This window comes from Pseudomonas sp. N040 (genome assembly GCF_015637705.1).
Classification (GTDB): domain Bacteria; phylum Pseudomonadota; class Gammaproteobacteria; order Pseudomonadales; family Pseudomonadaceae; genus Aquipseudomonas.
The window spans coordinates 200,634-223,798 of sequence record NZ_JADOBE010000004.1; the positions used below are offsets into that span (position 1 = coordinate 200,634).

The 23,165-nt window shown below is 63.4% G+C and carries 20 protein-coding genes; 7 read left to right on the top strand and 13 right to left on the bottom strand.

Going from position 1 to position 23,165, the window contains the following annotated elements; all coding sequences use genetic code 11:
- Positions 1-290: 290 nt before the first annotated feature.
- The 4 genes from ISX93_RS08015 to ISX93_RS08030 all read right to left on the bottom strand — a co-directional run bounded on the left by ISX93_RS08015 (position 291) and on the right by ISX93_RS08030 (position 3,935).
- Positions 291-1,184 carry an SdiA-regulated domain-containing protein gene (locus ISX93_RS08015; protein ID WP_195778194.1) on the bottom strand — a complete coding sequence of 298 codons (894 nt, stop codon included), beginning with the start codon at positions 1,182-1,184 and terminating at the stop codon, positions 291-293.
- Positions 1,185-1,309: 125 nt separating this feature from the next.
- Positions 1,310-1,699 carry a Rid family hydrolase gene (locus ISX93_RS08020; RefSeq protein WP_195778195.1) on the bottom strand — a complete coding sequence of 130 codons (390 nt, stop codon included), beginning with the start codon at positions 1,697-1,699 and terminating at the stop codon, positions 1,310-1,312.
- Between the two features lie 30 nt (positions 1,700-1,729).
- Entirely contained in the window at positions 1,730-2,395 is a 666-nt protein-coding gene (locus ISX93_RS08025; RefSeq protein WP_195778196.1) for a fumarylacetoacetate hydrolase family protein, read from the bottom strand.
- Positions 2,396-2,540: 145 nt separating this feature from the next.
- Positions 2,541-3,935, bottom strand: coding sequence for an FAD-binding oxidoreductase (locus ISX93_RS08030; protein ID WP_195778197.1), 1,395 nt, complete (start codon positions 3,933-3,935; stop codon positions 2,541-2,543).
- 182 nt (positions 3,936-4,117) lie between these two features.
- On the opposite strand from ISX93_RS08030, the gene serA reads away from it, so the two are divergent.
- Together serA and ISX93_RS08040 are read left to right on the top strand one after the other, a co-directional pair.
- Positions 4,118-5,347: a phosphoglycerate dehydrogenase gene (serA, locus tag ISX93_RS08035; RefSeq protein WP_195778198.1), complete on the top strand. Its 1,230-nt coding sequence runs from the start codon at positions 4,118-4,120 to the stop codon at positions 5,345-5,347.
- A 166-nt stretch (positions 5,348-5,513) separates the two neighbouring features.
- On the top strand, positions 5,514-6,707 hold the full coding sequence (locus ISX93_RS08040) for a c-type cytochrome (RefSeq protein ID WP_219841002.1): 1,194 nt from the start codon (positions 5,514-5,516) through the stop codon (positions 6,705-6,707).
- A gap of 10 nt (positions 6,708-6,717) precedes the next feature.
- Here ISX93_RS08040 and ISX93_RS08045 read toward each other — a convergent pair whose 3' ends face one another.
- Complete coding sequence (locus ISX93_RS08045) at positions 6,718-7,215, bottom strand: DUF523 domain-containing protein (protein ID WP_195778200.1); 498 nt, start codon at positions 7,213-7,215, stop codon at positions 6,718-6,720.
- A 2-nt stretch (positions 7,216-7,217) separates the two neighbouring features.
- Positions 7,218-7,841 carry a 2OG-Fe(II) oxygenase gene (locus ISX93_RS08050; protein ID WP_195778201.1) on the bottom strand — a complete coding sequence of 208 codons (624 nt, stop codon included), beginning with the start codon at positions 7,839-7,841 and terminating at the stop codon, positions 7,218-7,220.
- Between the two features lie 111 nt (positions 7,842-7,952).
- On the opposite strand from ISX93_RS08050, the gene ISX93_RS08055 reads away from it, so the two are divergent.
- A complete protein-coding gene (locus tag ISX93_RS08055; RefSeq protein ID WP_195778202.1) occupies positions 7,953-8,705 on the top strand; it encodes a hypothetical protein in 753 nt (250 codons plus the stop codon).
- 4 nt (positions 8,706-8,709) lie between these two features.
- Here ISX93_RS08055 and ISX93_RS08060 read toward each other — a convergent pair whose 3' ends face one another.
- Positions 8,710-9,642: an alpha/beta hydrolase gene (locus tag ISX93_RS08060; protein ID WP_195778203.1), complete on the bottom strand. Its 933-nt coding sequence runs from the start codon at positions 9,640-9,642 to the stop codon at positions 8,710-8,712.
- A 150-nt stretch (positions 9,643-9,792) separates the two neighbouring features.
- On the opposite strand from ISX93_RS08060, the gene ISX93_RS08065 reads away from it, so the two are divergent.
- The 3 genes from ISX93_RS08065 (at position 9,793) to ISX93_RS08075 (ending at position 14,350) form a co-directional block, all read left to right on the top strand.
- The gene (locus ISX93_RS08065) at positions 9,793-10,365 is read left to right on the top strand and encodes a DUF6436 domain-containing protein (RefSeq protein ID WP_195778204.1); all 573 of its coding nucleotides are present in this window, start codon (positions 9,793-9,795) and stop codon (positions 10,363-10,365) included.
- Positions 10,366-10,443: 78 nt separating this feature from the next.
- The gene (locus ISX93_RS08070; RefSeq protein ID WP_195778205.1) at positions 10,444-12,834 is read left to right on the top strand and encodes a penicillin acylase family protein; all 2,391 of its coding nucleotides are present in this window, start codon (positions 10,444-10,446) and stop codon (positions 12,832-12,834) included.
- Positions 12,835-12,859: 25 nt separating this feature from the next.
- On the top strand, positions 12,860-14,350 hold the full coding sequence (locus ISX93_RS08075) for a M20 family peptidase (protein ID WP_195778206.1): 1,491 nt from the start codon (positions 12,860-12,862) through the stop codon (positions 14,348-14,350).
- A gap of 45 nt (positions 14,351-14,395) precedes the next feature.
- On the opposite strand, the gene ISX93_RS08080 is transcribed toward ISX93_RS08075, so the two are convergent.
- From ISX93_RS08080 to ISX93_RS08105, 6 genes are all read right to left on the bottom strand, one after another.
- Complete coding sequence (locus ISX93_RS08080) at positions 14,396-14,782, bottom strand: hypothetical protein (protein ID WP_195778327.1); 387 nt, start codon at positions 14,780-14,782, stop codon at positions 14,396-14,398.
- A gap of 171 nt (positions 14,783-14,953) precedes the next feature.
- Complete coding sequence (locus ISX93_RS08085) at positions 14,954-15,832, bottom strand: ABC transporter permease subunit (RefSeq protein ID WP_195778207.1); 879 nt, start codon at positions 15,830-15,832, stop codon at positions 14,954-14,956.
- Entirely contained in the window at positions 15,829-16,737 is a 909-nt protein-coding gene (locus ISX93_RS08090) for an ABC transporter permease subunit (RefSeq protein ID WP_195778208.1), read from the bottom strand. Before ISX93_RS08090 ends, ISX93_RS08085 begins: the two co-directional genes overlap by 4 nt.
- Positions 16,734-17,879 carry a polyamine ABC transporter ATP-binding protein gene (potA, locus tag ISX93_RS08095; protein ID WP_195778209.1) on the bottom strand — a complete coding sequence of 382 codons (1,146 nt, stop codon included), beginning with the start codon at positions 17,877-17,879 and terminating at the stop codon, positions 16,734-16,736. Before potA ends, ISX93_RS08090 begins: the two co-directional genes overlap by 4 nt.
- Positions 17,880-18,373: 494 nt before the next feature.
- A complete protein-coding gene (locus ISX93_RS08100; RefSeq protein WP_195778210.1) occupies positions 18,374-19,468 on the bottom strand; it encodes an extracellular solute-binding protein in 1,095 nt (364 codons plus the stop codon).
- A gap of 334 nt (positions 19,469-19,802) precedes the next feature.
- Positions 19,803-21,161, bottom strand: coding sequence for a glutamine synthetase family protein (locus tag ISX93_RS08105; RefSeq protein WP_195778211.1), 1,359 nt, complete (start codon positions 21,159-21,161; stop codon positions 19,803-19,805).
- 841 nt (positions 21,162-22,002) lie between these two features.
- Here ISX93_RS08105 and ISX93_RS08110 point away from each other — a divergent pair.
- Positions 22,003-23,058, top strand: a complete 1,056-nt coding sequence (locus tag ISX93_RS08110) for an extracellular solute-binding protein (RefSeq protein ID WP_195778212.1) — start codon at positions 22,003-22,005, stop codon at positions 23,056-23,058.
- The last annotated feature ends 107 nt before the right edge of the window (positions 23,059-23,165 follow it).

The window sequence follows — 23,165 nt, forward strand, 5'->3', positions numbered from 1 at the left end:
CCGCGGAACATGGCCTTGCTCCCCAAACAGCGCGCTCGCCGCCCGACACACCATCGTGCCGGCGTGCTATTCACCTCGATCCAAGGTCACCCGAGCCTCGAGTAGCCGCACTTCCCTGGCTTCAGTGATGAAAAATGCAGCGGCAGCGGCGCAGGCTACAACTCCAACCACCCGCTGCACGCTTCGGCATCAATGCGGTCAATAGGCTGCAAGGCTTCGACCGCGTGCAGGGTTGAAGCCGCAGGACCTGCAGCGGCCCGGCAAACCGCGGTCGCCGCCACAGTCAGTCGCTAGTGCGCGCCCGGCTGTTTGCGGAACACGTAGAACAGGTTGCGCTCGCTGACCAGATACAGATTGCCGTCGCGGTCCAGCGCCACCCCCTCGGCCTGCGGAATGTAGTGCTGCAGCCCGTGCAGGCCGCGCAGCAGGGCGATGAAGTTGCTCGGCTGCAGGTCCTGACCCAGCTCCACCAGCAGATGGGATTCCTGCGACAGGGCCAGCACATGGCCACTGCGCGGATCAACCGCCAGTCCGGCGAGGTCGGTCATGATGCCGCCCAGGTCGGTCAATGCCTGCAGCGGACCGCTAACCCGGTACCCGGCAGCCGGGAGGCTGAACAGCTGCACCGGGTGTTTTTCCTTGCCGAGCAGGAAGCGCTGGTTGCGCGCATCCCAGGCCAGGCCCTCAAAACCCTTGTTGCTGTCTTCGGCATAGCCCAGGTCGATCTGCTGCAGGTACTGCGCCGGCTCGACGGTACGGGTGGCGGCGTCGATGCGGAAGATCGACAGCCGGTGCTGGCGCTCGTCGGCCACCGCCATGTAGCCGTCACCGAGCACCGCCACCCCTTCCAGGTTGGCGCTGCCTTTCAGCTCGATGCGGCGCAGCACCCGGCCCTCGCGCGACAATTCGAGCAGCAGCGGCGTCTTGCCGCTCACGGCGAACAGGCTGTCGCTCTCGGCGCTGTAGGCCAGGCCGGAAAACTCTTCCTTTTCGTAGCCGGGCAACTCCAGTTGCGCCACCGCCTGGTAGCCCGGCAGCCACAGGTTCGCCGCCTGCTGCTCGGCGGAGCTCTGCGACTCCTGCCACCACAGCAGCACGCGCGCATCCCAGCGCATCAGATAGCCGGCCAGCACCAGCAGCAGGGTCAGCAGAACGATTACGCAGCGGCGCAGGGTCAGGGACATGGGACAAGGCTCGGCAGGAGAAAGGACTGACCCCGGGGCAGACAAGTGCTGGCCCCGGGTGGCGGTCATGATAGCCAGAGCCGGTGTAATTTTTACAAGTATCTACCCGGCCACCCTGCGGCAGCTCACAGGTGGGCGATGCACTTGATCTCGATCTTCAGCTCCGGCAGCAGCAGGGCACTCACCTGCACCACCGTCTGGGCAACTTCCGGCGGCTTGCCATAGGCCTGCTGACGCCGCGCGTAGACTGCCTCGAGCTGGCTCATCAGCTCCTGCATGTCGGTGACGAAGAAGGTCTCATCGACCAGGTTATCCAGCGTCGCGCCAAACTTCGCCAGTACCCGCCGGATATTCGCGTAGGCCAGCTCGACCTGGCCCGGCAGGTCGGCAGCCACCACGCCGTGCGCGTCCACCCCGACCTGGCCGGCCAGGTACAGGGCATTGCCGACCCGCACTGCCTGGGCGAAGTACTCCTTGTAGGGTCCTGAACGATAACTGCTCTTGCTGCTGTCCATCACATCTCCCGCGGACCTGCCATCCCGGCATTACAGCACTTGGGTGGTGAAGCTGGAATGGCCGACCAGCTCCAGCTGCAAGCGGTCGCCCGACTTGAGCGGACCAACGCCCACCGGGGTGCCGGTAAGGATCACATCGCCCGGCTGCAGGCTGAAATGCCCGCAGATGTGCTGGATCAGCGGCAGTATCGGGTTGAGCATGTCGCGGCTGTTGCCGTCCTGACGCACTTCGCCGTTCAAACTCAGGCGAATGCCAATATCGGTCAAATCGCTCACGGCATCGCCAGGCACAAACGCCGCCAGCACGCAGGCACCGTCGAACGACTTGGCCACTTCCCACGGGTAGCTCTTGGCCTTGAGCTTGTCCTGCAGCTCGCGCAGGGTCAGGTCCAGCGCCGGGGCAAAACCGGAAATGGCGTCCATGACTTCTTCGGCATCGGGCTTTTTCGACAGCGGCTTGCCGATCAGCACGGCAATTTCAGCCTCGTAATGCACTGCACCACGGTCATGCGGAATACTGAAACTGTCATCCAGCGCCACCACGCAGCTGCCCGGCTTGATAAACAGCAGCGGCTCGGTCGGCACCGGGTTGTTCAGTTCCTTGGCGTGTTCCGCATAGTTACGGCCAACACACACCACCTTGCCCAGCGGGAAGTGAATGCGCGTTCCATCAAGGTATTGGTGCTGGTAGCTCATTGCAGCTTCTCCATTGCAGGCTCTGTTTAGTGCGTCGCGGGCGAAGGTCAGGCTAGGCGGCGTAGTCGGGAAAAAGCGGAATTGGCTGGAGCCAATGAGCATTTTTCACGGCTGCGCCAACAACGCCTGGCCGAGCGCAGCAGCTTTAAACCGGGAAGATTTTGCCGGGGTTCATGATGCCGTTCGGGTCGAACACCGTCTTGATCGCCTTCATGTAACCCACTTCGGCCTCCGAGCGGCTGTAGCCCAGGTAATCGCGTTTGGTCATGCCCACGCCGTGTTCGGCGGAGATCGAGCCGTTGTACTTCTGCACCGTCTCGAACACCCACTTGTTCACCGTGGCGCACTTGGCGAAGAACTCGTCCTTGGACAGGTTTTCCGGCTTGAGGATATTCAGGTGCAGGTTGCCGTCGCCGATGTGGCCGAACCAGACGATCTCGAAGTCCGGGTAATGCTCGCCGACGATGGCATCGATGTCGTGCAGGAACGCCGGCACCTGGCTGACGGTGACGGAGATGTCATTCTTGTACGGCGTCCAGTGCGAAATGGTCTCGGAGATGTATTCGCGCAGCTTCCACAGGTTCTCCAGCTGCTGCTGGCTCTGACTCATCACGCCATCGACCACCCAGCCCTGCTCGACACAGAACTCGAAGGTCGCCAGCGCTTCATTGGCGACTTCTTCGGTGCTGGCTTCAAATTCCAGCAGCGCATAGAACGGGCACTCGCTCTCGAAGGGTGCCGGCACGTCGCCACGGGCGATGATCTTGGCCAGCGCCTTGTCCGAGAAAAACTCGAAGGCAGTCAGGTCGAGCTTGTTCTGGAAGGCATGCAGCACCGGCATGATCGAATCGAAATCGGGTGTACCCAGGACCATCGCCGTCAGGTTCTTCGGCGCACGCTCAAGACGCATGGTGGCTTCCACCACGAAGCCGAGCGTGCCTTCGGCGCCGATAAACAGCTGGCGCATGTCGTAGCCGGTGGCGTTCTTGATCAGGTCCTTGTTCAGCTCAAGGATGTCGCCGGCGCCGGTCACCACTTTCATGCCGGCCACCCAATTACGCGTCATGCCGTAACGGATCACCTTGATCCCGCCGGCGTTGGTGCCGATGTTGCCGCCAATCTGGCTGGAGCCACTGGAAGCAAAGTCCACCGGGTAATACAGCCCCTTGTCCTCGGCAAACAGTTGCAGCTGCTTGGTTACCACGCCGGCCTGACAGCGCGCCGTGCGGTCGAATTCGTTGAATTCGAGGATCTGGTTCATGTAGTCGAACGACACCACCACTTCGCCATTGGCCGCCACGGCGCCGGCCGACAGCCCGGTGCGACCACCCGATGGCACCAGCGCCACCTTGTGCTGGTTGGCCCAGCGCACAATCGCCTGAACCTGCTCGACAGACTTGGGAAACACGATCGCCAGCGGTGCCGGGGCGAAATGCTTGGTCCAGTCCTTGCCAAAGGTATTCAGGGAATCGGCGTCGGTCAGCAGCTTGCCGGGCTCAACCAGGGACTGCAGCGCTTCAAGCAGGGCGGAAGTGGTCATCGGGTAACTCTCGGATCATTCATGGTCATCCTGAACACGCTTCATTGGCCAGGCATGGGTGTTTCGGGGGGCTCCTATGCTAGCATACGCCCCCCGCGAAACGAGCCAGACAGCCGATTGGCGGGCTGCCGGCCTTGGCGCCGGTCCTCCTCCTTTTCTTCCAGTGGCGCACAGGTATTCCGATGAGCAAGACCTCCCTCGACAAGAGCAAGATCAAGTTCCTTCTTCTCGAAGGCGTGCACCAGAATGCCGTCGACGTGCTGAAGGCTGCCGGCTACAGCAACATCGAATACCTCAAGGGCGCGCTGTCCGACGAAGAGCTGAAAGTGAAGATTGCCGATGCGCACTTCATCGGCATCCGCTCGCGCACCCAGCTCACCGCCGAGGTGTTCGACTGCGCCAAGCGCCTGGTCGCCGTTGGCTGCTTCTGCATCGGCACCAACCAGGTCGACCTGAATGCCGCCCGCGAGCGTGGCATCGCGGTGTTCAACGCCCCCTACTCCAACACCCGCTCGGTGGCCGAACTGGTACTGGCCGAAGCCATCCTGCTGCTGCGCGGCATCCCCGAGAAGAACGCCTCCTGCCACCGCGGTGGCTGGATCAAGTCGGCGGCCAATTCCTTCGAGATCCGCGGCAAGAAGCTCGGCATCGTCGGCTACGGCTCGATCGGCACCCAGCTCTCGGTGCTGGCCGAAGCCCTTGGCATGCAGGTGTTCTTCTACGACGTGGTGACCAAGTTGCCGCTGGGCAACGCCACCCAGATCGGCAACCTGCACGAACTGCTGGGCCTGTGCGACATCGTCTCCCTGCACGTGCCGGAACTGGCCTCCACCCAGTGGATGATCGGCGAGAAGGAAATCCGTGCCATGAAGAAGGGCGGCATCCTGATCAACGCCGCCCGCGGCACCGTGGTCGAGCTGGATCACCTGGCCGCCGCCATCAAGGACGAGCACCTGATCGGCGCTGCCATCGACGTGTTCCCGGTCGAGCCGAAGTCCAACGACGAGGAATTCGAAAGCCCGCTGCGCGGCCTGGATCGCGTGATCCTGACCCCGCACATCGGTGGTTCGACCGCCGAGGCGCAGGCCAATATCGGTCTGGAAGTGGCCGAGAAACTGGTCAAGTACAGCGACAACGGTACCTCGGTATCCTCGGTCAACTTCCCCGAAGTCGCCCTGCCGGCTCACCCGGGCAAGCACCGCCTGCTGCATATCCACCAGAATATTCCGGGCGTGATGAGCGAGATCAACAAGGTGTTCGCCGAGAACGGCATCAACATCTGCGGCCAGTTCCTGCAGACCAACGACAAGGTTGGCTATGTGGTGATCGACGTGGATGCCGAGTACTCGGATCTGGCTCTGGAAAAGATCCAGCACGTCAAAGGCACCATCCGTAGCCGCGTGCTGTTCTAAGCACGCCATGGCACATCCAAGGGAGGCTCAGGCCTCCCTTTTTTGTGCCCGATTGCTATGCTCGCACACTGATCAGGCCACTTAGCCAACCTTCCCAAGAGACTTGCCCATGCCCCGGATTGCTGCGCCGTTCACCTCGCTAACCCTTCTTGGACTATTGGCCTGCATGAGCACTGCCCTGCAGGCACAGGCTGCAGCACCAGCACCAGCACCAGCACCAGCACCAGCACAAACGCAAGTGCAGCAGGGTGAGTATCTGGCACGCGCCGGTGACTGCACGTCCTGCCATACCGCGCAGAATGGCCAGCCGTTTGCCGGCGGCTTCCGCCTGGATACGCCGTTCGGCTACCTGCTGGCACCCAACATCACCCCGGACCAGCAGACTGGTATTGGCAACTGGAGTGCCGATGACTTCTACCGCGCACTTCACGCCGGCGTGAACAAGAAGGGCCAATACCTGTTCCCTGCCATGCCCTACACCTCCTACACCAAGGTCACGCGGGCTGACAGCGATGCGCTATTCGCCTACCTGATGAGCCTGCCGCCGGTGAGCAATGCGGTGGAGGTAAACCACCTGCAATTCCCCTTCAACCTGCGCCTGAGCATGCTCGGCTGGAACGAGCTGTACTTCAACAAAGGCAGCTACCAGCCCGACCCCAAACAGACACCGGCCTGGAACCGCGGCGCCTATCTGGTGGAAGGCCTCGGTCACTGCAGCGAATGCCACTCGCCGCGCAATGTGCTGGGAGGCATCGAGCAGAAGAAAACCTTTACCGGCGCCGACATCGACGGCTGGTTTGCCCTCAACCTTACCGGCAACCTCAAGACCGGGCTGGGTCAGTGGAGCGTGACAGACATCGCCACTTATCTGAAGACCGGTGCCGACAAGAGCAAATCAACCACTCTGGGGCCGATGGCTGAGGTGGTACACAACAGTCTTGGCTTCATGACCGAAGACGACCTGCTGGCCATGGCCGAGTATCTGAAAACCCTGCCAGCCAGCTCCGCCATGAGCCCGGACTATAAACCCGACACCACTCTGGCAGCCGGCGCCACCACCTACGTGGACAACTGCAGCGCCTGCCATCAGGCTCAGGGCACCGGCATCCCCGGCGTATTTCCGCCACTGGCGGGCAACCCGGTCGTACTGGCGGCCGACGCGAACGATATTCTCAAAGTGGTGCTGTTCGGTATTCCGGTTCAGGGCGGCTATATCGCCATGCCGGGGTTCGGCGACAAACTCAACGACCAGCAGATTGCCGATCTGGCCAACTACCTGCGCAGCAGCTGGGGTAACGGTGCAGCGGCCAATGCCACGGCGGCACAGGTGGCGGTGCTGCGCAAGACGCCGGTCGAATAACGCACGGCAGTCAGTTCTGCTGCTCGTCGAGTAGCCGCAGAAAAGCCTGCGCCTCCATCAACTGTTCCTCGTTGAACACCCGTACTCCGGCGCGCTGCAGGGCCGCCGCGGTAACACCCATGCCGCGCACCTTGCGCCCGCTGAAACTGCCGTCGTAGTTGTGCAGGTTGCCGCAGGACGGGCTGCGTGCCTTGAGCACGGCGATGCGGATGGACTGCTCGCGCACCAGCCGCAGCGCCTCGGCGGCGCCGGCCAGGAAGGCCGCGCTGACATCCTCGCCCTGTTCGGTGAGTACCGGCTGCAGACCGTCCAGCACCTGATCGCCCTGCCCGCCGGGAATTTCCGCCGGGGCGCGCGGCACGGGCAGGCCGCCGGCCACTTCCGGGCACAACGGCACCACCCGGCCTGCGGCCAGCCAATCCTGCAGCAGGGCAAAGGGCCCGTGGCTGCCGCCGTCATAGCGCACCGCCTGGCCGAGCAGGCAACGGCTGACCAGGACTTTCTGCATGCTCAGAACAGCCCCGCGCCACGCCGGCGAAACCAGCCGGTCAGCGACAAACGCTCGCGGCTGGCCGGCAGCACCTCGTGCAGCAGCTCGGCGGAACGGAACAGCACCAGCCGGCCGGCCTGCGGCAGCAGGTCCGCGGTGGACTGCCCGGCCGGGTGCAGGCGCAGCGCGCCGCCCTCGGCGGCCTGCCAGTCGTCATTCAGGTAGAACACCACCGACAGCGCACGGCGGTCATCATCGCGGAAGCGGTCCAGATGCTTCTGGTAGAAGGCCCCCGGCGGGTACAGCGCAAAGTGGCTCTCGACATCCTCCAGGCCCAGGTACAGGCTGCGGTTCAGCTGCTGGCGCAGGGTCTCCAGCGCCGCCAGGTAGGCATCGGTGGCCGGCGCTTGGCCGGGCTCCAGCCACTGGATCGAATCCCCGCGCACCGCCTCGCGCACTGCCTGGGCCGTGCCGCGCCCGACCCCGGCCGGCGCCAGCAGGCCCAGCGCATGCCGCTGGCGGCACTCGGCAGCCAGCGCGCGGGTCAGCGCGGGCGGCAGAAAGCTGTCGGTGGTGGTCCAGCCGCGCTCGGCCAGCTCATCCACCAGACGCTTGGACAGGCTGTCGGCAGGCAAGGTGTTCATCGGCTGATTCTACCAGCGCCTCGACAAGGCAGACCCATGGGGCCGAAAATAAGCCCCTGCCCGCCGCCCGCGACAGGTGTCACGGGTGCTGCTGCCAGCCAAGGAGATTCCATGCGCGTTTTGCTTGCCGCTTTGTTCATGCTGTTCAGCCTGTCGGTACAGGCCGACGACTATCTCAAGCTGTACCAGGTGGCCGGCTGGCCGCAGCAGCGGGCCAACTTCAGCCAGGCCCTGGCTGCCGCCCAGCTGCGCTACCGCGACACCCTGCCGCCGGCGCTGTACCAGGCGCTGCTGGAAAGCAGCAACCGCCGCTTCGCCCCGCAAGCCATGGACCAGCGCGCCCTTGGCAGCCTGCGCAGCAACCTGGCCGATCCGCAGCCGGCATTGCAGTTCTTCCAGAGCGAAACGGGCAGCAAGGTGATTGCCGACGAAGTGCGCGCCAGCCGCAGCGACCAGTTGGCGCTCTACAGCCAGGGCCTGCCGCGCAGCAATGCCGGGGCGGTGCGCCGCCAGTTGATCAGCCAGCTGGGCAAGAGCCTGCCCGCCCGCGAAGCCGGCGCCGAAGTCAGCCTGGCCCTGGCCGGCGTGGCCGCGGACAGCCTGAGTGAAATGCTCCCCGGGGTTCTCGGCAATGGCCAGACCCAGGAACTGCTGAACACCCAGCGCGCGCGCCTGCAGCAGCAGATCGGCAGTGACCTGGACAACACCCTGCTCTACGTCTATCGCGACCTCTCCGATGCCGAGCTGGCGGATTTTGTCCGCTTCAGCGAGTCGCCCGCCGGGCGCAACTACTATCAGGCCGCCCTGCTCGCCCTGCGCGCGGCGATGGCCCCCACGCCGGCCGGCACAGCCAGCGCCAACTGACGGCTTAGCCCAGTCGCGCGGCGAGAAATGCCAGGTAGCGGGCACGCAGGGCGGGTGCCTCATTGGCCAGGTGATGCCGTCCGCCCGCGAGCAGGCAAACCGGCGGCTGGCTGAACTTGTCCTGCAGCACGCGCAGATTGTGTTGCCAGTCCACTGTCAGGTCGGCATCGCCCTGCACGATCAGCGGGCTTCGGGCCGAGCGTGGCGCCGCCTCGATCCGCGGAATCCAGCGGGCCAGCGCGCCGACCCAGGCCACCGGCAGGGTCCGCGCCTGTAGCGGGTCGCGCGACTGCACGAAATCGATGAATTGCGCATCACTGGAGTTGGCATAGAAATGCCGGGGAATGCTCTCGGCGAACGGCTTGAGCAGCCGGTAGCCAAGCCGCGAACGCCACCAGGCGCGCGGCCGCACCAGCGGTGCCAGCAGGATGGTCTCGCCTATTTGCGGCCGCGGCGCACCGGTCAGCAGGTAGTCGAGCAGGATGGCTCCGCCGGTACTTTGCCCGAACAGGTGCCAGGGCTGCGGCAGCTGCAGCACTTCGGCCAGTTCCAGCAGGGCTTTGAGCACCGCCTGATACTCGGCGAAGTCGTTGATGCTGGCGGGCGTCCCGCTGGACAAGCCATGCCCGGGCAGGTCACAGGTCAGCACGACAAACTCCATGCCCAGCGCCCACTCGATCAGGTGCCGGTACAGGCCGACATGGTCGTAATAGCCGTGCAGCAGCACCAGCGTGGCGCGCGGCCGGGCCGGCCACCAGGCCTGCACCGCCAGCCGGTAGCCGGCGGCGGCAATCCAGCCCAGGCGACTGTCCACCGCGGCGGCAAACTGCAGCCGGTAGAACTCCCGGTAGGCCATGGCCTGCTCCGGCTCGTGCGGATCCGCGAGCAAGGGTCGCAGGCTGGCGCGCAACAGATCGGGAGCAAAAGCTTCTGGCATCGGCCTTTCCATGAATGTTATTGGTTGAACCTCTACGCCCACCCCACGACAAGCAGCCTTCGCCAATAGGCGGTAAAACTGCCCGCCGATATTCTGCTGCGGGCGCGTCCATGGCAAGCTTGGCGGATGGGATCCAACCGGCGGAGCAGCATGCGCGCACCAACAAAGAACCTGCTGATCGCAGCCTTCGGCCTGCTCTGGCTGCTCGCCCTGCTGGCGGCCTTCTGGTGGTACCAGCAGCGCTTCATCCGGCCGTTCGAGCTGCGCAGCGAACTGTTCAGCGCCGCCCGCCTGACGCTGCCGGCCGAACTCGCCGGGGCCGGGCCGATCCGCCTGGTGCATTTCTGGGACCCGGCCTGCCCGTGCAACATCGGCAACCAGCAGCACCTGGCCGAACTGCTGGCGCACTTTGCACCACTCGGGGTGCGCTTTTATGCGGTACAAAAGCCTGGCAGCCATGGCCAGTTGCCGGATCCGCTGAAGCACATGCCGGCCCTGGCCTTGCCGCCGGGAGCCGAAGACCTGCCCGCCAGCCCGGCGGTGGCGATCTGGGATCAGGCAGGCCGGCTGGCGTATTTCGGCCCCTACAGCGAGGGGGCAACCTGCAACAGCAGCAACAGCTTCATCGAACCGGTACTGCAGGCGCTGCTCGACGGCAGGCCGGTCAACGCCACCCAGAGCCTCGCCACCGGCTGTTTTTGTGACTGGCGTACCAAACCCTAGTGGGCCAAACTGCGGCCTTGCGCTGCTCGGCGCTGCGCGCCACGGCGACCGCACAACAACCAGAAACCGAGGAATTCCATGCACCGCAAAACGCTCGTTCTCGCCCCGCTGGCGCTGGTTATCGCCGCCGCGGCCGGCACTGCCGTTTACCTGCTCGGCAAGCAACCGGTCCGCGATGGCCAGCTCAGCCTCAACCAGCTGAGCGCACCGGTCAGCGTGCGCTACGACGAGCGCGGTGTGCCGCACCTGCAGGCACAGAACCAGCTCGACCTGTACCGTGCGCTGGGCTACGTGCATGCCCAGGACCGGCTGTTCCAGATGGAAATGCTGCGCCGCCTGGCGCGCGGCGAACTGGCCGAAGTGCTGGGCGAAAAACTGGTCGAGACCGACCGCCTGTTCCGCACCCTGCGCATCCGTGACCGCGCCAGCGACATGATCGCCCGGCAGGACCGGCAGTCGCCCGCGTGGCTGGCCCTGCAGGCCTACCTGGACGGGGTCAACCAGTACCAGGAAAGCCGCCCGGCACCGCTGGAATTCGACCTGCTGGGGATCCCCAAGCGCGCCTTCACCGCCGAGGATAGCGCCAGCATCGCCGGCTATCTGGCCTATTCGTTTGCCGCCGGCTTGCGGACCGAACCGACCCTGACCTATGTGCGCGACCAGCTCGGCGCCGAATACCTGCAGGCGTTCGATCTCGACTGGCATCCCGAGGGCGTGGCCACTGCACCGGCACTGGCCGCCAGCGACTGGCGCGAACTCAACCGGATTGCCCGCATCAGCCAGCAGGCCATGCAGGCTGCCGGCCTGCCGCAGTATGAAGGCAGCAATGCCTGGGTGATTGCCGGCAGCCACACCGGGAGCGGCAAGCCCTTGCTCGCCGGAGATCCGCACATCAGCTTTGCCACCCCCTCGGTGTGGTACGAAGCCCAGCTCAGCGCGCCGGGTTTCGAGCTGTACGGCCACCACCAGGCGCTCAACCCGTTCGCCATGCTCGGCCACAACCAGCAGATGGGCTGGAGCCTGACCATGTTCCAGAATGACGACCTCGACCTGATCGCCGAAAAGCTCAACCCGGACAATCCGCAGCAGGTCTGGTACCAGGGCCGCTGGGTCGACCTGACCACCACGCAGGCGGAAATCCGCGTCAAGGATGGCGAGACAGTCAAGCTGACCCTGCACAGCTCGCCACACGGCCCGATCATCAACGATGCGCTGGGCGCCGGCATCGCCAGCAGCCAGACCCCGGTCGCCATGTGGTGGGGCTTCCTGGAAACCCCCAACCCGATTCTCAACGGCTTCTACGACCTCAACCATGCCACCGATGCCGCTTCGGCAGCCCTGGCCGCAGAGCAGATCCAGGCGCCCGGGCTGAATATCCTGTGGGCCTCGGCCGCCGGCGATATCGCCTGGTGGGCCGCCGCCGCACTGCCCATCCGCCCGGCCGGGGTGAACCCCGCGTTCATCCTCAACGGCAGCACCGCGCAGGCCGACAAGCTTGGCTTCTACCCGTTCCGCGACAATCCGCAGGAACTCAACCCCGGCCGCGGCTACATCATTTCCGCCAACCACCAGCCGGTGCCCGCCAGCGGGATTCAGGTGCCCGGCTACTACAACCTGCCGGACCGGGCGCAGCGCCTGCACCAGCGGCTGGCCGACCCGGCGATCCGCTGGGACCTGCAGAACAGCCAGGCCGTACAGTTGGATAACGCCAGCGGCTATCCGCAGCGCCTGCTGCAACCCTTGCTGGATGACCTGCAAGCGGCGGCCGCGGATCAGCAGGAGCGCGCCCTGGTCGACCAGCTGGCGGGCTGGAATGGCGATCACGCCCTCGACTCGGTTCCCGCCACCCTGTTCAACCAGCTGGTCTATGAACTGGCGCGCAACGCCATGGGCGACGAACTGGGCGAAGCCTTCTTCGACAACCTGCTGGGTACCCGCGCGCTCGACCTGGCCCTGCCGCGCCTGGCGGCCGCGGCCAATTCGCCGTGGTGGGACCAGCGCAATACGCCCGAGGTGGAGTCCCGCGCGGACACCGTCAAGCAGGCCTGGCAGGCCAGCCTGCAGCACCTGCGCAAGACCTATGGCGACGACAGCAGCCAGTGGCAATGGGGCAAGGCGCACACGCTCACGCACAACCATCCGCTGGCCCGCCAGGAACCGCTGGACCAGCTGTTCAATGTCGGTCCGTTCAGCGTGCCGGGTGGCCGCGAGATGCCGAACAACCTGTCCTCGCGCATCGGCAGCGCGCCATGGAAGGTCGCCTACGGCCCCTCGACCCGCCGCCTGGTGGATTTTGCCGACCCCGAGCACAGCCTCGGGATCAACCCGGTGGGCCAGAGTGGCGTGCTGTTTGACCGCCACTACCAGGACCAGGCCGAAGCCTACGTCCAGGGCGAATACGTGCCGCAGCACTTCAGTGCGGAAGACGTCACGGCCAACACCCGCTCGACCCTGATCCTCACCCCTTGACCGGCCACGCCGCAGGAGTCAGCGCATGCAACGCACCTTCCGGTTTATCGCCCTCGGGCTGCTGCTCCTGCTGGCGCTCCTCGTCGGCCGCACGCTGCTGCCGGCACCCCTGCTGAGCAGCAGCACCCCGGCCCTGCCGGCCGGGATCGATGCGCACAGGGTCGCCAGGCATCTGGGCGAGGCCGTGCGCTTCAAGACCATTGCCCATCAGCCCGGGGTGGCCAAGGAACAGCAGGCCGCCAGCCGCGCCGCCTTCACGCAGATGCAGGAGTGGCTGCTGCGCACCTACCCGCTGCTGGCGGCCAACAGCCGGCTGGAAGTGTTCGACAATGGCAGCCTGTTGTTCACCTGGCCCGGCAGCAACCCGCAACTGCATCCGGTGCTGCTGATGGCGCACATGGATGTGGTGCCGGTGGCTCCCGGAGAGGACGCCAAGTGGCAGTACCCGCCGTTCTCCGGCGAGCTGGCGCAAGGCTTTGTCTGGGGCCGCGGCACCATCGACACCAAGGGCTCGCTGGTCGCCATGCTCGAGGCGGCGGAGACCCTGCTCGGCCAGGGCTTCAAGCCCGAGCGCAGCGTGTTGTTCAGTTTTGGCGCCGATGAAGAGATCGGTGGCTATCACGGCAACCGGCTGATCGCCAAACACCTGCAGCAGCAGGGCATCCAGCTGGAATGGGTGTCCGACGAAGGCGGTGCCGTCACCCACGGCATGGTTCCCGGGGTGCGCGCCAACGTGGCGATGGTCGGCATCGCCGAAAAAGGCTCGGTCACCCTGAAAGTGCAGTCAGCTGCCATCGGTGGCCACTCGTCGATGCCGCAGGCCTTCGATGAAACCGCCATCGGCCGCCTGAGCCTGGCCTTGCAGCAGATCGGCCAGGCGCCGTTCGAAAGCCATCTGGAAGGACCAACCGAAGCCTTCCTCGACAGCATCGCCCCGGCGCAGGACTTTGTCCCGCGCCTGGCGCTGGCCAACCGCTGGCTGTTCGGCCCGCTGATCATGCGCCTGCTCGAAGGCACGCCCGCCGGCTCGGCGCAACTGCGCACGGTGATCGCGCCAACCATCATCACTGGCGGCAACAAGGAGAATGTCCTGCCGCCGGATGCGCGTGCCATCGTCAACTTCCGCATTCATCCGGCCGACAGCATTGACAGCGTACAGGCGCACGTCGAGGCGGCAGTCAAGGATCCGCAGGTGAGCATCCAGCGCATGCCCGGGGCCCGCGCACCTTCAGCGGTTTCCGCCGTGGACGACGCCGCGTACCAGTACCTCAGCCAGACCATCCGCGACAGCTTCGGCGACACCCTGGTGGCGCCCAACCTGACCCTCGGCGGCACCGACTCCCGCTACTTCCTGCCGCTCACGCAGAATGTCTTCCGCTTCGCACCGATTCGCATGACCCCGGAAGACGCCCAGCGCTTTCACGGCCTCAACGAGCGGATTGCCATCGAGGATCTCGGCACCGCCGCGGCCTTCTATTACCGCCTGCTCGGCCAGCTGCCGGGGCAGGGCGACTAGTCGGGCAGGTGCCGGCAACGAATGACTGGCGGCGCCGAACGCTGGCTAGAACAGCGGCTCGTCATCGCGAATCAGCACGCACAGCCGGCCCGCCTCGTCTTCGCTGCAGTCATGCACGAAGAACATCTCGACCTGCCCTGCGGCCGTCATCACCGCGACATAGTCACCGACCTCCGCGGTGAAGAACGCCGCCGTGGAGACCGCGGCCACGCACTCGATGTAAGCGCAGCTGAACAGCCCGGGATCGTCGTCGCCAAAGTATTCCGCACACGCTGCCGCGCCCCATGCGGCAGGCGCCCGGAAGGCGCCGGCAAAGCGAATCCGGGCATCGCCCAGGTCCTCTTCCTCGGCATCCGCATCCTCCTCGTCGGCGCGGTACAGGGTGCAGTCGAGTGCCTGCGGATCCTCGAGGATGGCGCGCCGGGCCGCCATCCGCCGCTGCGGATCAAGCCCGGCCGCCGCACACCTGTGCACCCAGCGCGGCTCAACCGGACCGGCCTCATCAGCTTGTTTCATTGCAGCCTCCGTTACACCGGGAAATTCACCTGAAAAACAAAAGGGCCACATCCGTGGCCCTTTTATCGGCAGTGCAGGTTAGCAGTCTCAGGACGCCGAAGCACCCTTCCAGCTGGAACCCGAGGCTTCATCCGCCATGGCCTCCATGGCCTGCTGGATGGCCCGCTTGCGGCGTTGCTCGGCGCGCCGGCCGAAGTACCAGGCAACAAAGGTAGCCAGGGACACCGACAGCAGGATCAGGCTGGCCACCGCGTTGATTTCCGGCTTGACCCCCAGCCGCACGGCCGAGAAGACTTCCATCGGCAGCGTGGTGGAGCCAGGCCCCGAGACGAAGCTGGCGAGTACCAGGTCATCCAGCGACAGGGCAAACGACATCATGCCACCGGCCGCCAGCGACGGCGCAATCATCGGGATGGTGATCAGGAAGAACACCTTCCACGGCCGCGCGCCCAGGTCCATCGCCGCTTCTTCAATGGACAAGTCCAGCTCGCGCAAGCGTGAGGACACCACTACGGCCACATAAGCCGAGCAGAAGGTCGTGTGGGCGATCCAGATGGTGACGATGCCACGCTGCGCCGGCCAGCCGATCAATTGCGCCATGGCCACGAACAGCAGCAGCAGCGACAGGCCGGTGATCACCTCGGGCATCACCAGCGGCGCGGTGACCATGCCGCCAAACAGCGTACGGCCCTTGAAGTTGGCGATACGGGTCAGGACGAACGCGGCAATGGTGCCGAGGATCACTGCCGAGATCGCCGTGTAGCAGGCAATCTCCAGCGAGCGCATCACCGAGCCCATCAGCTGGCTGTTGTCCAGCAGGCCGGCATACCACTTGAACGACCAGCCGCCCCACACCGTTACCAGCTTGGACGCGTTGAACGAGTAGATCACCAGGATCAGCATGGGCAGGTAGATAAACGTCAGGCCGGCCCACAGCATGAAGTTCGAGAGACTGAAGCGCTTCATATCTTGCCCTCCAGTTCCTTGGCTTGAATGCGGTTGAACAGAATGATCGGCACCATCAGGATCAGCAGCATGACCACCGCCAGCGCCGAGGCCACCGGCCAGTCACGGTTGTTGAAGAACTCCTGCCACAACACCTTGCCGATCATCAGGGTTTCCGGACCACCGAGCAGTTCCGGAATGACGAACTCCCCAACCGCCGGAATGAATACCAGCATGCAGCCGGCGATGATGCCGTTCTTCGACAGCGGCACGGTGATCTTCCAGAAGCTGTTGATCGTGCTGGAGCCGAGGTCGGCAGCAGCTTCCAGCAGGCTCTGGTCGTGCTTGACCAGGTTGGCGAACAGCGGCAGCACCATGAACGGCAGGTAGGAATAGACAATCCCGATATATACCGCCAGGTTGGTGTTCAGCAGCTGGATCGGCTCACTGGTGATGCCGATGCCCATCAGCAGGCTGTTGATCAGGCCGTTGTTGCTGAGAATGCCCATCCAGGCGTAGACGCGAATCAGGATCGCAGTCCAGGTCGGCATCATGATCAGCAGCAGGAACACGGTCTGCGCTTCCTTGCTGGCGCGGGCAATGGCATAGGCCATCGGATAACCGATCAGCAGGCACAGCAGGGTGCTGATGAAGGCCATCTTCAGCGAACCGAGGTAAGCCGAAATGTACAGCGCATCGTCGGCCAGCATGAAGTAGTTGCCGAGGTTCAGGATTACCTGAAACTGCTGGTCAACATAGCTGGTGATCTCGGTGTAGGGCGGAATGGCCACATCCGCCTCGGCGAAGCTGATCTTCAGGACGATGGCAAATGGCAGCACGAAGAACACGAAGAGCCAGACGAATGGCACCCCGATGACAAAGTGCCGGCCCCGCGGATAGAGGGTCTTGAGCTTTGGCATATTCATGAGCGCAGTACCACGCCGCTGTCCTGTTCCCAGTACACGAACACGTCGTCTTCCCAAGTCGGACGAGTGCCCAGCCGCGTCGAGTTGGCCATGAACGACTGGACGATCATGCCGCTTGGCAACTGGATGTAGAACACCGAGTGACCGCCAAGATAGGCGATGTCATGCACCTTGCCGCGCGCCCAGTTGTAGTCGTCGCCGGGCTGCTCGGTGGTCACCAGCAACTTCTCAGGGCGCAACGCATAGCCGACATGCTTGTCTTCCACGGAGGTGGTGATGCCGTGGTTCACATAGATGTTGCGCTCCAGCTGCGGACAGGCGATGACCGCGTGGTCCTGCTGGTCGTCGATCACCTCACCCTCGAACAGGTTGACGGTGCCGATGAACTCGCAGACCTGGCGACTGATCGGGGTCTCGTAGATGTCGACCGGGCTGCCGATCTGCTCGATGCAGCCCATGTGCATGATGGCGATGCGCTGGGCCATGGTCATGGCCTCTTCCTGGTCGTGGGTCACCATCACGCAGGTCACGCCAACCCGCTCGATGATCTGCACCAGTTCCAGCTGCATCTGCGAACGCAGCTTCTTGTCCAGCGCACCCATCGGCTCGTCGAGCAGCAACAGCTTCGGCCGCTTGGCCAGCGAACGCGCCAGGGCCACGCGCTGACGCTGGCCGCCGGACAGCTGGTGCGGCTTGCGCTTGGCAAACTGGGTCATGTGCACCAGCTTGAGCATCTCGGCCACGCGCTCATCGATCTCCTGCTTGGGCAGCTTGTCCTGCTGCAGGCCGAAGGCGATGTTCTGCGCCACCGTCATGTGCGGGAACAGGGCATAGGACTGGAACATCATGTTGATCGGCCGCTCGTAGGGCGGCATATCGGTGATGTCCTGGCCATCCAGGAAGATGCGTCCCTCGGTCGGCTTTTCAAAACCGGCGAGCATGCGCAGCAAGGTTGATTTTCCCGAACCGGAACCGCCGAGCAGGGCAAAGATCTCGCCCTTGTTGATCGTCAGGGATACCGCATCCACTGCCGCCGTCTCGTCGAATTTCTTGGTCACCCGGTCGATCTTGACCAACACCTCTTTAGCAGGCTGCTGGCTGCCGGTGAGGGCTTTTTTTTGTGCACCGGAGGCTATTGCCATTTACCACAACTCCACGCTTGGAGGCCTGACCACGGTGGTCAGGCCTGTTTGAATTAATGTCCATCCTGGTTCCCGGATCAGTGCCTGCCATTTGCCGCAGAGCCCTGCTCGGCAGCCGGCGCATGTCGAGCGCCTGACATATCCCGACCTTGATCGGCTTCCTGCGGAAGTGGCCGGTCGGGACGACACGTCACCAGCAGAAATCTCCCAGCCTCTTGCTGGAAGCGAAAGCCACGCCCATCGGCCTGGCCTGGTTGAAATCCGTATGGGTGGTTTGACCATTGTCAGGCCGGCGGCATGCGCCATTGACCCGACCCGAGCGAGCCCCGCAGACAATGCCGGATGCGGGATGCTGCTACAGGGAAAACCTATCCCGCTGTTCTCTTTAACCATTCACAGCAGCGCCACCTGGCGGCGCTACGCAAACTGCTCGTGCCGCCCAAACTCATTTCGAACCCTCCGGCCAGGCGGCGCTGGCTGGAGGGTTGCGGTGCTTACTGGCCCGACTTCAACTTGGTCCAGCTGCGGGTCATCGCGCGCTGCACTTTTGGTGAGAGCTCACCGAAGGTGTAGAGCTTCTTCATGGTTTCCGGACTTGGGTAGATCGCCGGATTGTTGCGTACCTCTTCCGAAACCAGCGGCGTCGAGGCGGCGTTGCCGTTCGGGTAAGCCACATAGTCGCTGATCGGGGCAATCACTTCCGGGGTCAGGATGTAATTCAGGTAGGCCAGGGCACTCTCGGTATTCTTCGAGTCAGCCGGCACCGCCATCATGTCGAAGAAGGCTGCTGCACCTTCTTTCGGAATCACGTAAGCCACATTCACGCCATTCTTGGCTTCTTCGGCACGCGACTTGGCCTGGAAGATATCGCCGGACCAGCCCACGGCCACGCAGATGTCGCCATTGGCCAGGTCGGAGATGTATTTGGACGAATGGAAATAGGTGATGCTCGGACGAATCTTCATCAGCAGCGCTTCAGCCTTGGCGATGTCATCCGGGCTGCTCGGATTCGGATTCATGCCCTGGTAGAACAACGCGGCGGCCATGATTTCCTGCGGAGCATCGAGCATCGACACACCACAAGACTTGAGCTTCTCGATGTTTTCCGGCTTGAAGATCACGTCCCACGAATCAATGCTGTCGACGCCCAGTGCAGCCTTGACCTTGTCCACGTTGTAGCCGATGCCGGTGGTACCCCACAGGTAGGGGAAGGCGTACTGGTTGCCCGGATCAGCGGTTTCCAGCGATTTCATCAGATCGGGGTTCAGGTTCTTCCAGTTGGGCAGCTTGGACTTGTCCAGCTTCTGGAACACCCCGGCCTTGATCTGCTTGGCGAGGAACTGGTTGGACGGCACCACCACGTCATAGCCGGAAGCGCCGGACAGCAGCTTGGCTTCCAGCACTTCATTGCTGTCGAAGACGTCGTAGACCACCTTGATGCCGGTGGCTTTCTCGAAATTGGCATTGGTGTCTTCGGCGATATAGTCGGACCAGTTGTAGACATGCACCTGCTTGTCTTCAGCCTGGGCGAATCCGGCAATAACGCCAGTGAGGGACAGGGCAATCAGCGTCTTGGAATAATTTTTCATGCAACCAGCTCCAATCTTGAAGTTAGGAATTACCGGCTTCGGCCGTTGGCCATAGCCTGGGTGATGCTGATAAACAACCACGGTTTCATTACTTGCCTGGTGGCGTCTCGCCTGCAGCCCCTGCCTGCGGCAAAACCGCAAACAGCCCCGGCTGACCGGTAGAGCAATATCGTCCTGATTGATCGCCAGCATGCTCATACTGTCGACCGGCGCCGGCATGATCAAGTCGCCGGCACTACAGCTATCAGGTTAATCCATGCAGGCAAATCAGCCGCCCCAACTCAAAGCAGCAAACATGCCAACTGCACAGTCCACTTTTTGCGGCATCCGCTGATCAGACCGAAAGCAGCAGGAACTCGCGCTCCCAGGAACTGATCACTCGCTTGAAGTTCTCGTGCTCGGCGCGCTTGACGGCGACATAGCCGCGCATGAACTTCTCGCCCAGATACTTTTCGGCTTCCTTGCAGGCTTCCATGCGCTCCAGTGCATGCTCAATGGTCAGCGGCAGGCGCAGGTTACGCCGCTCATAGCCGCGTCCCTTGACCGGCGCACTCGGATTGAGTCCTTCGACCATGCCCATATAGCCACACAGCAGCGATGCGGCAAGCACCAGATAAGGATTGGCATCGGCACCCGGCAGGCGGTTTTCCACGCGCCGATTTTGCGGAGTGGCCTCGGGCACACGTAGCCCCACGGTACGGTTCTCTTCGCCCCACTCGACGTTGACCGGAGCCGAAGTGTCCGGCAGGAAGCGGCGGAACGAGTTCACGTTCGGCGCGAACAGCGGCAGCAGCTCGGGAATGAAACGCTGCAAACCACCGATGTAATGCATGAACAACTGGCTCATGGTGCCGTCGGCATTGGAGAAGATGTTCTTGCCGGTCTTGGCATCCACCACACTCTGGTGAATGTGCATGGCACTGCCCGGCTCATCGGTAATCGGCTTGGCCATGAAGGTCACGGCCACATCATGCTTGAGCGCCGCTTCGCGCATGGTGCGCTTGAACACGGTGATCTGGTCGGCCAGGTGCAACGGGTCACCATGGCGGAAGTTGATTTCCATCTGCGCCGGGCCGTCTTCATGGATCAGCGTATCCAGATCCAGCTCCTGCAGCTCGCACCAGTCGTAGACATCCTCGAAGATCGGATCGAATTCGTTGGCGGCATCGATCGAGAAAGACTGGCGACCGACTTCCGGGCGACCGGAGCGGCCGACCGGCGCATGCAATGGCAAATCCGGGTCGGCGCAACGCTTGGTCAGGTAGAACTCCATTTCCGGCGCGACTATGGCCTTCCAGCCCTTGTCGGCATACATCTTGAGGATTTTCTTGAGGATATTGCGCGGCGACAGCTCGATCGGGTTGCCCTGCTTGTCGAAGGTGTCGTGAATCACCATGGCGGTAGGCTCGACGGCCCAGGGCACCAGGAACGCAGCCGACTGGTCGGGACGACAGAACATGTCTATATCAGCCGCATCGAGCAGCTCGTAATGGATCTCGTCGGCCAGGTAATCGCCGGTGACGGTCTGCAGCAACACGCTTTCGGGAAGGCGCATGCCCTTCTCGTCGATGAACTTGTTGGTCGGCGCGATCTTGCCCCGCGCAATGCCAGTGAGATCACTGATCATGCATTCGACTTCGGTAATCTTGCGATCTTTCAACCAGGCTGTGAGCTGGTCCAGTGGGATAGTCATAGTGACCTCAATGTGTAGAGTCCGACCTTGTTTATAGCCGACTCAGTGTTGTTACGCCCACTTCCAGTCTGGCAGGCCAATGATCCGGAAGTTGGCTGGATAAGCGAGCGCCCGCGCGGCAGCCGGTGCGCACCGCCGCGGGCGACAAGGCGGCAGAGGGGCTGCCCGGCAAGGGAAGGTGCAATCCTGGGCAAGGAGCCTAGCGGCAGCCGCCAGAAGTCTGGGCGAAGACGCAAAGCGCTCGGCAGCATCAGCGCCTGCTGCTCCAGACGTGCGGCACGAACCCCTGCAGTTCCAGCGCGATGGCGGGCCTTCGCGCCAGGCTGCTGGGCGCAGACGATTTCACCGTTCAACGACTGGCGCGACATTTAACACCGGGCTTTTTAGCTGTTATTTGGACTTTCCGGAGCTTAGCGCTGTTCATTTTTTTATACAATAGGGCTGTAAAAAATTAAATACAGCCCGAAAATCCAGCACACCACGAAGCCCCCTCCTCGTCCTTCGCCACCCCAGCAACGCGCCAAAATAGGTCGCTGAAGCCCATTTGGGGGCACAGGCAGGGCCCGCAGGACTGCCCGGAGGGTCTGGCCCCGCTAAACATCGCTCACGGCAGGTGGTTGAAATTTTAAACATGCCGGCACCCGATCCGGCATACCCCGGCCAACCGTCAGACTGCCAACCCATCCCGAGCACACGTGCTGCCGGCGCGCGGTTGTCCTTTGCTTGGCCTAGCTGCTACATTCACCTGACCCTGCGCCGATAGGCTAAAACAGCGACCACTGCAGCCACAGTTCTCGCTCGTTTCCAGATAATAATGCGCAGCACAAGGGGAAATAATCCGATGCGCCGCCTGATCGCCTGCCTGTTCATTGCGCTGCTTCCCGGTCTCGCCACCGCCGAAGATACCGTTCTCACCGTGTACAACTGGAACGACTATATCGACCCGCAGGTCCTGCTCGACTTCGAGAAGGAAACCGGCATCAAGATCGACTACAAGACCTACGCTTCTGCTGCCGAGATGAATGAAATGCTCGCCAGCGGCGCGCCGGTTGACATCGTGGTACCAACCAACCCGGACCTGGCAGACCTGATCCAACGCGACCAGTTGCTGCCGCTGGACTTCAGCCAGCTGCCCAATCGCCAGAACATCGACCAGTCGTGGATGATGAAGCTGCTCGCTTTCGACGCCGGCAACACCCACGCGGTGCCTTACCTGTGGGGTGCCGTGGGCATTGCCGTCAACAAGCCCAAGGCCGAGGCCGCCTTTGGTGGCCCGCTGCCAAACAGCTGGAGCCTGGTTTTCGACCCCGCGCAAGTAACCAAGCTGTCGAGTTGCGGTGTCAGCATCCTGGATTCCGTGGATGACGTGATGACCAGCCTGATGAACTATCGCGGCCGGATCATTGCCGACTCCACACCGGGACAGATCCTCAGGAGCGGCGAAGTGCTGCAACAGGTCAAGCCGCACCTGCGTTATGTCGACAGCGAGCGCTATATCGACGACCTGGCCAACGGCAACCTGTGCGTCGCTGTCTCCTTTGTCGGCGACGCCCTGGCCGCGGCCGATGCCGGGCAGCCAGTGGAGTTTCTTATCCCGGATGAAGGCGCGACCCTGTTCATCGACAGCCTGGCGATCCCCAGGTCATCCCAGCATCCGGCTCAGGCACATCGCTTCATCGACTACCTGATGCGTCCCGATGTGATTGCCAAGATCACCAAGGCAACCCTCTATCCGAACGCCAACGCAGCCTCCACCGACTTGCTGCCGGAAAGCCTGCGCAGCCGGATCGGTATCGTGCCCGACAAAGCCACCAAGCGCCGGCTGGCGCTGCTGACAGCGCTGCCTGAACCGCAGCAGAAGGCCCGCGACCAGGTCTGGAGCGAGCTATTGCAGTGATGCCCAGCCCAGTGTCCCATTCGCCTGCGCAGACCTTTCAGCGGTCTGCGCAGGATGGATAAACAACAAGGGCACAGGCGCCGCACCCCTTCGCCCTCTCGCATTGA